13 protein-coding genes and 1 other annotated feature (1 of these 14 only partly in view) are annotated in these 12184 nt (G+C 41.3%); of the genes, 1 reads left to right on the plus strand and 12 read right to left on the minus strand.

Annotation, left to right across the window (positions count from 1 at the left end; translation table 11 throughout):
- Positions 1 to 81, minus strand: a binding site (T-box leader); it reaches 132 nt to the left of the window's first position.
- A gap of 59 nt (positions 82 to 140) precedes the next feature.
- The 10 genes from LG336_RS20730 to LG336_RS20775 all read right to left on the minus strand — a co-directional run bounded on the left by LG336_RS20730 (position 141) and on the right by LG336_RS20775 (position 9186).
- The gene (locus LG336_RS20730; protein ID WP_404329371.1) at positions 141 to 1217 is read right to left on the minus strand and encodes an AI-2E family transporter; all 1077 of its coding nucleotides are present in this window, start codon (positions 1215 to 1217) and stop codon (positions 141 to 143) included.
- Positions 1218 to 1391: 174 nt separating this feature from the next.
- Positions 1392 to 1526 carry a YrzQ family protein gene (locus LG336_RS20735; RefSeq protein ID WP_404329372.1) on the minus strand — a complete coding sequence of 45 codons (135 nt, stop codon included), beginning with the start codon at positions 1524 to 1526 and terminating at the stop codon, positions 1392 to 1394.
- A 42-nt stretch (positions 1527 to 1568) separates the two neighbouring features.
- Positions 1569 to 1760, minus strand: a complete 192-nt coding sequence (locus LG336_RS20740; protein WP_221872033.1) for a hypothetical protein — start codon at positions 1758 to 1760, stop codon at positions 1569 to 1571.
- Entirely contained in the window at positions 1732 to 2253 is a 522-nt protein-coding gene (locus LG336_RS20745) for a PRC-barrel domain-containing protein (protein WP_404329373.1), read from the minus strand. Before LG336_RS20745 ends, LG336_RS20740 begins: the two co-directional genes overlap by 29 nt.
- A 25-nt stretch (positions 2254 to 2278) precedes the next feature.
- Complete coding sequence (locus tag LG336_RS20750; RefSeq protein ID WP_404329374.1) at positions 2279 to 4756, minus strand: ATP-dependent RecD-like DNA helicase; 2478 nt, start codon at positions 4754 to 4756, stop codon at positions 2279 to 2281.
- 35 nt (positions 4757 to 4791) lie between these two features.
- Complete coding sequence (locus LG336_RS20755) at positions 4792 to 5442, minus strand: tetratricopeptide repeat protein (RefSeq protein WP_404329375.1); 651 nt, start codon at positions 5440 to 5442, stop codon at positions 4792 to 4794.
- Between the two features lie 100 nt (positions 5443 to 5542).
- Complete coding sequence (mnmA, locus tag LG336_RS20760; RefSeq protein WP_404329376.1) at positions 5543 to 6658, minus strand: tRNA 2-thiouridine(34) synthase MnmA; 1116 nt, start codon at positions 6656 to 6658, stop codon at positions 5543 to 5545.
- Between the two features lie 46 nt (positions 6659 to 6704).
- Positions 6705 to 7847 (minus strand): cysteine desulfurase family protein, encoded by a 1143-nt coding sequence (locus LG336_RS20765; protein ID WP_404329377.1) that lies wholly within the window; start codon positions 7845 to 7847, stop codon positions 6705 to 6707.
- 221 nt (positions 7848 to 8068) lie between these two features.
- Complete coding sequence (gene cymR, locus LG336_RS20770) at positions 8069 to 8494, minus strand: cysteine metabolism transcriptional regulator CymR (protein ID WP_404329378.1); 426 nt, start codon at positions 8492 to 8494, stop codon at positions 8069 to 8071.
- Entirely contained in the window at positions 8491 to 9186 is a 696-nt protein-coding gene (locus LG336_RS20775) for a YitT family protein (protein ID WP_404333245.1), read from the minus strand. The genes cymR and LG336_RS20775 overlap by 4 nt, the downstream gene beginning before the upstream one ends.
- Positions 9187 to 9313: 127 nt before the next feature.
- On the opposite strand from LG336_RS20775, the gene LG336_RS20780 reads away from it, so the two are divergent.
- A complete protein-coding gene (locus LG336_RS20780) occupies positions 9314 to 10588 on the plus strand; it encodes a replication-associated recombination protein A (protein ID WP_404329379.1) in 1275 nt (424 codons plus the stop codon).
- 93 nt (positions 10589 to 10681) lie between these two features.
- Here the strand turns inward: LG336_RS20780 and LG336_RS20785 are convergent, their stop codons facing one another.
- Both LG336_RS20785 and LG336_RS20790 read right to left on the minus strand, forming a co-directional pair.
- On the minus strand, positions 10682 to 10837 hold the full coding sequence (locus tag LG336_RS20785; protein WP_404329380.1) for a hypothetical protein: 156 nt from the start codon (positions 10835 to 10837) through the stop codon (positions 10682 to 10684).
- 374 nt (positions 10838 to 11211) lie between these two features.
- Positions 11212 to 11973: a ThiF family adenylyltransferase gene (locus tag LG336_RS20790; protein ID WP_404329381.1), complete on the minus strand. Its 762-nt coding sequence runs from the start codon at positions 11971 to 11973 to the stop codon at positions 11212 to 11214.
- Between the last annotated feature and the right edge of the window lie 211 nt (positions 11974 to 12184).

Genomic DNA, 12184 nt, shown 5'->3' on the forward strand with positions numbered 1-12184 from the left:
TCACAGTGAATTCCTTTCAGCCAAGGGAATCCCTCTCTTTGACAGTGGGCTGCAACATACTCGATCTTTCAACATTTTCTACATTTTCAATCTATAGCCAAAATTATATAAAAGCAATATTCCTTTTGTCAAATAACATCTCACCGCAAAGGTTGTCTTTTCATTCGAATAACATGTTCCTTCGCATGTACAATAGCTGTTTTTAAAACAACTAACACTGGAACGGCAAGAACCAACCCGATAATACCACCGACTTCTCCGCCACCAATAAGAGCAAACATAATGACAAGAGGATGCATATGGAGGCTTTTGCCTACTATAATCGGTGAGAGTATATTTCCTTCGAGAAATTGTAAGGAAAACACGATAATTAAACAGATAATAACCATTTTCATTGAGATTGTAGCAGCGATAATGACAGCCGGTACTGCTCCAATAATCGGACCAAAATAAGGGATAACATTTGTAATCCCAACAATGATTCCTAACAAAAGCGAGTAGGGCATACCAGCAAAGAAAAATAACAATGTCGACAAAACCCCAATGACAAGACAAACTAATAATTGACCACGAATATAGCTACCCAAGGATTTATCTACATCACGTAGAAATAATTTACCTTGATCCCGCCAACGGGAAGGAGTCATGTACCATGCTGCTCGTTTCATTAGGGTAAAGTCTTTTAGCATATAGAATGCAATAAAAGGGATAATTGCAAGTGTCACAACTGAATTAAGAAAACCCTTTAGAATGTCCAAGATAACAGTCAAAATTCCTTCTAAATAGGCTTCAACGGCAAGAATACTATTATCGATTCGTTCTTTTACCGCAGGTGGCCAACGGGACGTTTCATTCTGGATTCCATCCACCCACTCCTGATAATAGGCAGCAAAAACAGGAGCATTTTCACCAAGGTCATGTAACTGGTTAACAAAGGTGGGGATTCCACGGTAAATCGCAAAGCCCACGCCACCAAAAAACAACGTATAAATAATAAACACAGCCAAACCTCTATGTAATCCTCGACTATGGAGATTTTCAATCACTGGATGGAGAAGATAAGTGATAAAGGCGCCTACTGCAAAAGGAATCAACAATGTAATGAATATATCAAGGAATGGAGCCCATACCATCTGTAATTTAAAAAAGATATAGACAACAATGAACAAAAGTAAAAGAAAGCCTAGACGGTAAAACCACTTCATTGGTATATCCACAATAGATCACCACCCTACACCTATTTTTCAGATGTAGAGGAGAGATTATGCATAGGACTAGAAAAGTGTTAGTTCTTGCAAAGAATTTTTGAAGCTTTTGTTCGTTATACTTGGCTGTTAATGTATGACACGGTCATTCAAAAAATCCCCTGTATAAAAACAGGGGATCAAGTCTTAGAAAATCGCTTTTGTAATCTTCTTTTGAAGTCGTTTCATTTGACGTCGATCCATCATGTCGTTTTTCTGCATATAATTCATTGCAGCCATTCCGGCACCTACTACTAATACTGAGGTTAACATTCTATTCATCGTCGCTTCACCTCTTACGTTTATTTCGCGTGGCCGTGAGTGTCAAATACCAAACATGCGCTCTTCCTCGTCAAATAGATCGTCAAGGGAGCTCAAGGATCCGTCTTCTTCCACCTGATGGGTATGAATAATGCCTTTGGACAGGGTTAATTCAATAAAGCAACTCCAGCAATAGTATTGATTGATTCCAATTTTTCCGATATCTTTACTCTGGCAGTTGGGGCACGTCAACATCAATGCTCACCTCGTTAACTAAATTATCTACGTTAACAACGATGGCATCTTTTCCTATTGCAGGGGGGTCTACGGCTTTGATCACACGCTTTCCATCTGTAATATCTGAAAAAAAGCCATCCGTTAATTCGTACCCTACAATCGTGCCCACTTCTTCCAGAAAATATACGTCCTGCAGAAGCCCTAGTTCGTCCCCGTCCTGTGAGAGCATCATTCTCCCGCTTAGGCGCTCGTGATGTTCAAAGGTAAACTCGGGGGGAGTTTGGTCCTGCTCGAGAACATGTGCGTCCTCTATCATAACCCCGTCCCCTCCGTAGGAATGGACATTCTCAACTCTCAGTAGAAATGTCTTCTTAAATAGGTTGCCTCGTTTAACGATCAACCCTTTTACGCTTCCATTCCCTGTTACACTCAAATCAGAGACTTCCCCTATTTTTGTCCCACTTTTCACCTCTATGACAGGAAGACCCTTTAATAATGAAAATGTCCGCAAAGCGAGCCCACCTTTCCGAACATTTCTAGTTTCCGCCATTCTCCATGAAATCATAAGGGGTAAGGTTTTCCATCCCAATCATCGGGTCGGCTGACATTAGCAATGCGACAGGATCTTTTTGGTCTTCCGCGTCTTCCTCATGTTCTTTTAAGGTCTGCACAGCCCTTAGGCTCTTATCTGTTCCTTCAGAAACTGATGGTTTGTTTCCATCTCCTACTTCTGGAAGAGTTTCCGAAAGCTTGAAAGCAAGAGTGGTATTCCGCTTCGTATCATCCGCTCGATCAATCCCAAGTCGGAAGGCATCCTCTTCGCCACAAAGAATTAGAAACTGCTGACTTCTGGTAATTGCTGTATAAAGAAGATTTCTTCTAAGCATACGATAATAGCTTTTCACAACTGGTAAAATAACGATTGGAAATTCACTACCTTGCGATTTATGGACAGAACAACAATACGCATGGGTAATTTGCGAGAGATCCTGTTTTACATAGGTAACTTCGTTGCCCTCATAAGAGACAATAATTTGATCCTGTTTTTCTGTATTTTCCTTCGCATAAAAAATCGCAACAATTTCCCCCATATCGCCGTTAAAAACATTAGCCTCTGGCTGGTTAACGAGTTGCAGCACCTTATCTCCTACTCGATATTTTACATCGCCATAAGCAATTTCTTTGCGACTGCCATCGGGATTCGGGTTGAAAATCTCCTGCATAAGCAGATTTAAGCGGTCAATCCCCGCTGGACCTCGATACATCGGGGCCAGTACTTGAATATCTTTTGCTGTATAGCCTTTTTTCTTTGCATTTAAAACTACCTTCTCGACAACCTGAGAAATTTGTCCAGGGCCACAGCGAAGAAAGGATCGATCAGGCTGTGGGGACGCTAAATCTTGTGGCAATGCTCCCTTTTTTATCTGATGGGCGAGTTCGATAATCGACGACCCCTCCGCTTGGCGATAAATATCGGTTAGTCGCACTGTCGGGATTCTTTTAGAATCAAGAAAATCCTTGAGAACTTGTCCAGGACCAACTGAGGGGAGCTGGTCTTCATCTCCTACAAGAATGACCTGGATGTTATTTGGCAAAGCCTTAAACAATTGATGAGCCAACCATATATCAACCATTGAAGTTTCATCGACAATTAAGATTTTCCCTTCCAATTGACGGTCCTCATCATGATCAAAACCATCTGCTCCATTCCAGCGTAGCAAGCGGTGAATCGTGACTGCTGGAAGACCTGTCGATTCTGCCATCCGTTTCGCTGCTCTGCCTGTAGGAGCACATAATAAAAATGGAAAAGGCTCGTCTTGTTTATAATCATTGATTTCGAGCGAACAACCGTGAAGTTCAGCATAAAGCTCAACGATCCCTTTAATGACCGTCGTTTTTCCTGTACCTGGACCACCAGTTAAAATCATCATCGGTGACATTAATGCTGTTTGAATTGCTTCCTTTTGCGTCGGTCCATATTGGACTCCGGTCCGTTCTTCTAGCTCTCCAAGCGCAAGCAGAAATTCGGATTCAGGAAACTGGTCCTCATAATCTTTTTGATCGAGGATTCGCTCAATATTAGTCACTAAGCCTTTTTCTGAAAAGTAAAGAGAAGGTAGGTAAACTCGCTTGTCTTCAACCATCACCTTTCCTTCTTCTCCGAGCTTAATAAGCCCATTCGAAATTTCGGTAAACTCAATTTTTTGTGGCTCGTTCTGTTCAAGAATGCCTTTTACTTGTTGTAGTAAATCCTCTGCCTCCATATAAACATGCCCTGCCTGTACACTGGAAGATTCCAAAATATATAGGCAAGCCGCTTTTATTCGATCAGGATGACTGCCGGTAATCCCTAGCTGGCGCCCCAGTTCATCTGCACGGCCAAACCCGATCCCTTCAATGTCCTCGACTAGCTTAAATGGATTTCCTTGGATTACTTCAATCGCTTGTTCACGGTAGGCTTGATAAATTTTCATTGATAGCTGTGGACCAAATCCATATTGATTCAAGCCGACCATCACTTGTTCAAGGCCTTGGTGCTCCATCAAAGTATCATATAGCAATTTCGCCTTTTCAGAACTAAGCTTTGGCACAGTATCAAGCACTGAGGGGTTTTCCATAATCCTTGAAATCGCTTTTTCTCCTAACGATTCAACAATCCTCTCCGCAATCTTCTTCCCAATCCCTTTGAACATATCACTCGACAAATAAGCAATGATTCCTTGTTTTGATTGCGGCAAATCCTTTTGGAAATGAGTTACTTGAAACTGAAGACCAAATTTAGGGTGATCGGTAAACGCACCATAGAAAACATAGGTTTCTTGTTCGTGGATTTTAGGGAAATAACCTGTAACGACAGCCTCATTATCATCATACTCATCGTTGGTTTCATCAACCCGAATCCGCATAACAGTATATAAGTTTTGCTCATTATGAAAAATCGTGACGATAGGTCTTCCTTTTATGTATTTCCCTTGTTCTGAAAACAAATCAAAACCCTCTTGTTTGTTGTCCATCGGCTATCCCCCTAACCCTTCCTATCTAAGAATTGCTATGCTTTCTCTATCAACTTTTTACCATGACCAGCAAGCAAATGATCCGGCTGCACTTCTAGCGCCTTTTCAAACATTTCCAACGCCTTGTTTGCATCTTCCTTAAAACCATAAGCTACACCTAGATTATAAAAAGCATCGGCATGGGTTGGATCAATTGAGACACTTTTTTCTAATTGAGTAATAGCTTCATCAATATACTCTGCTTGCGCCAGACATAAACCATATTGGAAAAAGGCTTCAGCATCATGATCTAAAAGTTCAGTACTTCGCTGAAGAAAAGGCAGTGCAAGTCGCCCTTGCTCGAGTTGAACTAGTGTCATCCCCAGCATGAAATAATTATCTCCAGACTCTAGACCCTTTTTCATTGCTAGTTCAAAGTTTTGCTTAGCTTCCTCAAATTGCTCCATTTCGTAAAATAGGTTTCCCTTACTGTAATAGGCCGCTACTGCTTCAGAATCAAGCTCAATCGCGCGATTGTAAAACTTCAATGCTTTCTCCGTTTCACCAACGGCTGTTAATACATTTCCAAAATTGATATGAGCAACAGCGTTATTTGGCTCTTCTTCAATCGCTTCCATGAACGACCGAGCAGCTTCCTCCCATTTTCCCTGTTGCATATACTCAATGCCAGCTTGATTTTTATCCATTCTTACACGCTCCATTCTCTATTGATAAAAGTATATCATAATCATTTATAATCCAATTAGAAAATCCCCGGCTACCGTATAGGAGCCGGGGACTAAGACATCAGCCGACATAAGTCAGTTTGCTGCCACCTTTAAACACTTCGTCAATCGTACCTCCACCTAGACACTCATCACCATTATAAAACACAACTGCCTGTCCTGGTGTGACCGCTCTAATTGGCTCCTTGAACACAACCGTAACATTTCCATCTTCAAGGATTTGAACAGTGACTGGATTGTCTGCTTGGCGATAGCGGAATTTAGCGGTGCATTCGAATTCCTTCTGCATTGGCTTGTCCGATACCCAGCTTACTTGTACAGCGGAAATCGAGTCAGAGTACAATTTTTCATTTTCAAAGCCCTGACCTACATAAAGGATATTCTCCTTTAAATTTTTCCCAACAACAAACCAAGGGTCACCTGATCCACCAATTCCAAGACCGTGTCTTTGACCAATGGTGTAGTACATCAACCCATCATGCTTACCCTTTACTTCGCCATCTAGGGTTTCCATTCGACCAGGCTGTGCTGGAAGGTAATTACTCAAGAACTCTTTGAAATCACGTTCTCCTATGAAGCAAATTCCGGTGCTATCTTTTTTCGTTGCCGTTGCTAGGTTCGCTTCTTTAGCGATTTCACGTACTTTTGATTTCTCAAGACTTCCAATAGGGAACATTACGCGCTTCAATTGATCCTGAGTTAACTGGTTCAAGAAATAGGTTTGGTCCTTATTTTCATCAAGGCCCCGTAGCATTTTGTATTCCCCATCTCGATACTCCACCTGAGCATAATGCCCTGTTGCCAAATAATCGGCTCCAAGGTTTAAGGCATGTTCAAGGAATGCTTTAAATTTAATTTCTTTATTGCACATAACATCAGGGTTTGGCGTACGACCTGCCTTATATTCATCAAGGAAATAGGTAAATACCTTATCCCAATATTGCTTTTCAAAATTTACTGCATAATATGGAATTCCAATTTGGTTACAGACACGAATGACATCATTGTAATCTTCTGTTGCGGTACAAACGCCGTTTTCATCGGTGTCGTCCCAGTTTTTCATGAAAATACCAATGACATCGTACCCTTGTTGTTTTAATAGCAAAGCCGCTACAGACGAATCCACGCCTCCGGACATGCCGACAACCACTCTGGTATCTTTAGGTGACTTTTCCATAATTATGACTCACCTCACTTGTTGTATTTCTCTTTCCGGTTCCTTTTTACCGATTCAGTCTCATGACCACTTTCGCTGTTTCTTCGGCAGCTTTTTCAACTTGCTCTTTCGTGTTATTCAAACCGAAACTGAAACGAACCGAGTTGGTTAAACGCTCAGAATTCTTGCCAAACATCGCCACTAGCACATGGGATGGCTCAATTGATCCAGCGGTACAGGCTGATCCGCTTGAGACTGCGACCCCGGCAAGGTCAAGATTGACAAGCATCGCCTCAACATTCGTTCCCGGAAAGCTTAAGTTTAAGACATGAGGTAAGCTTTTATCAAGCAAACCGTTCAGGCCAAAGGAAATATTGTTCTTTTTAAGCGTTTCAATAAAAATATTTTTAAAATCCTTATAAAGCTTTTGCTTCTCCTCGATTTCGCCAAGGGCTATTTTTACGGCCTCACGAAAACCTGCAATCGCAGGGACATTTTCAGTTCCAGCTCGGCGTTTCCTTTCCTGCTCTCCCCCAAAAGCTCTTGGTGATAGGGATATTCCGTCGCGGACATAAAGAAAACCGACACCCTTTGGCCCGTTAATTTTATGGGCAGAAACAGAGAGCATATCAACCTTTAATTCTTGTACATCGAGGTTTTCAACACCATAAGCCTGAACAGCATCTGTGTGAAAAACCGCCTGATGCTCAATGAGAACTTCACCAATTTCCCTTATAGGCTGAATGGTACCAACTTCATTGTTCCCATACATGATGGATACAAGAATGGTATCATCCCTTAATGCCGCTTGAAAGGCATCAATTGAAATACACCCGTCTTCATTAACAGGCAAATACGTAACCTCAAAGCCTCGTTTTTCTAGTTCCTGGCAGCTATGGAGAATGGCGTGATGTTCAATCTGTGTCGTAATTATATGCTTACCAAGATGTTGATTCTTTTCAGCATAACCAATGACAGCTAAATTATCTGCCTCTGTGCCACCACTAGTTAAAATAATATTATTGCCTTTAGCATTGATACTTACAGCCAGTTCCTCTCTCGTCTCGTCTAAAATTTGTCTCGTCTCACGCCCAAAGGAATGAATGCTAGACGGATTACCAAATTGACTTTCCATGACCTCCATCATTCTACGAATAACCAGCGGATGAATCGGTGAAGTCGCAGCATGATCCAAATAAATTCTTTCCAAATTGACACCTTCTTTAGTTAAGGCTCTTTTCTCACACCTTTGTTGCTTTTGAAAATAAATGTAAATAATTGAGCTATGTTTCACTGTTAAAACACATTTTATTGCGAGAAAAGAGCTTGCAAAATAATTTTATAGCACAAAATAATTTTATCACGTTAAAATCGGCATTAGGATTTTAACAACAATCTTTACGAAAACAGTCTCAGATAACTAGTTGTTAATTATATATAAAACATATAGGCATCTGAAATCCCATTGTCTTCTTCTGTATGATTCGCTAGATCCTCAATAGTTGTATGATCAAGCACTCTCTTAATTGCATCTCTAATTCTTATCCAAAGCTCCCTTTGAGCAGGCGCTTCATTTTCAATTCCTTCGACGAGAACAATTGGTCCTTCTAGCACGCGAATGATATCTCCTGCCGTAATTTTCGATGGCTCATCTGTCAACACATAACCACCGTACGCTCCCCTAATACTTCTCACAAGACCGGCATTACGAAGTGGCGCTACAAGCTGCTCTAAATAGTGTTCCGATAAATCATGAGCCTGAGCAATTGATTTTAGTGAAACCGGACCTTCGCCATGATTTTTAGCTAGCTCAATCATAATCGTCATCCCGTAGCGTCCCTTTGTTGATATTTTCATAAAACAGCACCCCTATTCGTTTTTTCTTCTCCCAAATGTTTGCTTTCGTTTTTATCTTTTAATTTACCGAGCCAAAAATCGGTAAACCTTTTACATTGAGGCAAGGCAAATCCGGAAATAGGACCGATGCTTATACTAAAGACAATCGTTCCCCAGAAGACTGGACCCCCAAGTCTCCAACCCACAAAAAGAGCCACAAGCTCAATTACACTTCGAACTGAACGGATACTCCAGCCAGTTCGGTCTGCAACAGCTATCATCAAACTATCACGTGGTCCTGCCCCAAACTGTGCTGAGATATAGAGCCCCATTCCATAGCCTAAAAGCAATAATCCAACACCAAACATAATGATTCTACCAATCAAATGATTAGGAGTAACAAGAAAAGGAAGGAAAAAGTACAAATCAATAAATGTCCCAACCAAAAGCATATTTGTAAAAGCACCAATTTGCGGGATTTCTTTTGCAATAATGGCTGAGAGGGTTAAGATGACGACCCCCGCTAGAATTGACCATGACCCTATTGTTAAACCAAAATTATAATATAACCCTACGTGAAGGACATCCCATGGGGGACTTCCTAAATTACTTTTAAGCAGAAAAACGACCCCAAGAGCCATCACTAAAAGTCCAACTAAATAGATAACGATTCTCGGGAACACTTGCCCTCTTTTTTTTAACAATATTGTCACCAGCATTTCAAAGTATTTATATCGGCATTAGCCATTATAACATATCTTTGAAGCCATATACATTTGCCTACTCTGGAAGGTATGGTACAGTAAAATCATATTTGATTTACTGATGGAGTGAGGATTCATGAGCATTAAGCCACTTGCATTCAGAATGAGGCCGCGGACGATTGATGAGGTTATCGGTCAAAGTCATCTTGTTGGCGAAGGAAAAATGATTCACCGTATGGTCAAGGCACGGCAACTAAGCTCGATGATTTTATACGGGCCCCCTGGAATTGGAAAAACCTCGATTGCCTCGGCCATTGCGGGAAGTACACAATATGCGTTTCGAACCTTGAATGCAGTAACAAATAATAAAAAGGATATGGAGATTGTTGCGGCTGAAGCAAAGATGTCTGGAAAAGTAATCTTGCTCCTTGATGAAGTCCACCGTCTTGACAAAGCGAAACAAGATTTCTTATTGCCTTATTTAGAGAATGGAATGATCACTTTAATAGGTGCCACCACGAGCAATCCCTATCATGCAATTAATCCCGCAATTCGAAGCCGGTGTCAGATTTTTGAATTAAAGCCACTTGAACCTGAGGATATCCAGATTGCTTTGAAGCGGGCACTCGCAGATAAGGAAAGAGGCTTAGGAGAATACGAGGTTGAGTTAAGCGATGAAGCAATGGAACATTTTGCTACAGCTTCAAACGGAGATGTACGTAGTTCATTAAATGCCCTTGAGTTAGCAGTATTGTCTACTGAAGCAAATGAAGAAGGGAAAGTTGTGATTGGCTTAAATACAGCGGAAGAATGCATGCAGAAAAAGAGCCTCGCCCACGACAAAGATGGAGATGCTCATTATGATGTCCTCTCCGGATTTCAAAAATCCATCCGTGGTAGTGATGTAAACGCTGCTTTGCATTATTTAGGAAGGTTGATTGAAGCGGGCGATTTGATTAGCATCAGTAGGAGAATGCTTGTCATCGCTTATGAGGATATTGGTCTCGCTAACCCACAAGCTGGGGCACGGACGCTCGCAGCGATTGAAACAGCCGAGCGAGTCGGTTTTCCTGAAGCAAGGATTCCGTTAGCCAACGCTGTCATCGAACTCTGTTTATCACCTAAATCCAATTCAGCCATTGTGGCAATCGACTCCGCCTTGGCCGACATTCGTGCAGGAAAAAGCGGGGAAGTTCCCGATCATTTACGAGACGCTCATTATAAAAGCGCCAAAGAGCTCGGCCGCGGAATTGGCTATAAATATCCACACGATTATGAAGGTGGTTGGGTAAAGCAGCAGTATCTTCCTGATAAATTAAAAGGAAAAGTGTATTTTAAACCGAAAAAGACTGGGAAATTTGAACAAGCCTTAGCTGTGGTGTATGAAAAGATTATGGGTATGAGGAAATAGGTGCTGGTGGATTTTTTCTCCTTCTATTTCGTAACGTATTATTATAAATGGTCTTCATGGATTCTTCATGAGACCATTTTTCGTTAAATCCACTTACAAACGGGCTCCATGAACTCTCCATAAGACCATTTTTCGTTGAATCCACTTACAAACAGGCTCCATGAACTCTCCATAAGACCATTTTTCTTTGAATCCACCCTCGAACAGGCTCCATGAACTTTTCATAAGACCACTTTTCGTTGAATCCATCCTCAAATGGGCTCCATGAACTTTTCATAAGACCACTTTTCGTTGAATCCACCCTCAAACAGGCTCCATGAACTCTTCATAAGACCATTTTTCGTTGAATCCACCCTCAAACGGGCTCCATGAACTCTTCATAAGACCATTTTTCGTTGAATCCACCCTCAAACGGGCTCCATGAACTCTTCATAAGACCATTTTTCTTTGAATCCATCCTCAAACGGGCTCCATGAACTCTTCATAAGACCATTTTTCGTTGAATCCATCCTCAAACGGGCTCCATAAACTCTTCATAAGACCACTTTTCGTTGAATCCATCCTCAAACGGCTCCATGGTGCCTTAAAGAGAAAAAAGAGACCCAAATTTGGATCTCCATTTCCTAATCGTTCACACGATGAATTTTAATATCTTTCAATAATTGTCGCACAACATAGCTAGCCATAATTAACCCGCATGCCGACGGAACGAAGGCATTGGAGGATGGTGGCATCTTTGCTTTGCGGATAGGGGCATCTTGTTTCCCTACCACTTTGTTGACCTCATCTAAGGTTACAATCGGGCTTTCATCGGAGAACACAACGGTTACACCTTTGTGAATCCCTTCTTTCCGCAGGCGAGTCCGAATCACCTTTGCCAATGGATCGGTATGTGTCTTCGAAATATCCGCAATTTGAAAGCGAGTCGGATCCATTTTATTGGCTGCACCCATGCTTGAAATAATCGGAATTCCGCGCTTTAGACATTCCTTTGCTAAATGAATTTTATAGGAAATCGTATCAGATGCATCTACAACAAAATCTAGACCATGGCTGAAAAATTGTTCATAGGTTTCCTCAGTATAAAACATTTTTAACGCAATAACTTCACAATCAGGATTGATATCGCGAATCCGCTCTTCCATCAGTTCAACCTTTGGTCTGCCAACAGTTGACAACAAGGCAATAAGCTGACGGTTCACGTTTGTAATATCAACATCATCTTTATCCACGAGGATTAGTCTCCCCACTCCAGAACGGGCAAGGGCTTCAGCGGCAAACGAGCCAACTCCGCCAATCCCGAGGACAGCAACCGTACTATTTTTCATAATATCGAGGCCTTCAGTACCAATGGCCAATTCATTTCTTGAAAATTGATGAAGCATATATTCTCACTCCAAACTAGGATCATTTCCACATATTTTCGTCTATTATTCTTATTCCCGCTAAACAATATATCATACTTTATTTCAAAAACAAGTAATTATATAGGATTAATGTTCAAAAAAGATATTTAAGGCTAATGCCATATTATTTAAGACACAAATCGAGTAGGAGGGGGTGACTAACCCCCGACCTCTCACACCACCGTACGTA

Origin of the sequence: Mesobacillus maritimus (assembly GCF_044803185.1) — a bacterium.
GTDB lineage: Bacteria > Bacillota > Bacilli > Bacillales > Cytobacillaceae > Mesobacillus_B > Mesobacillus_B maritimus_B.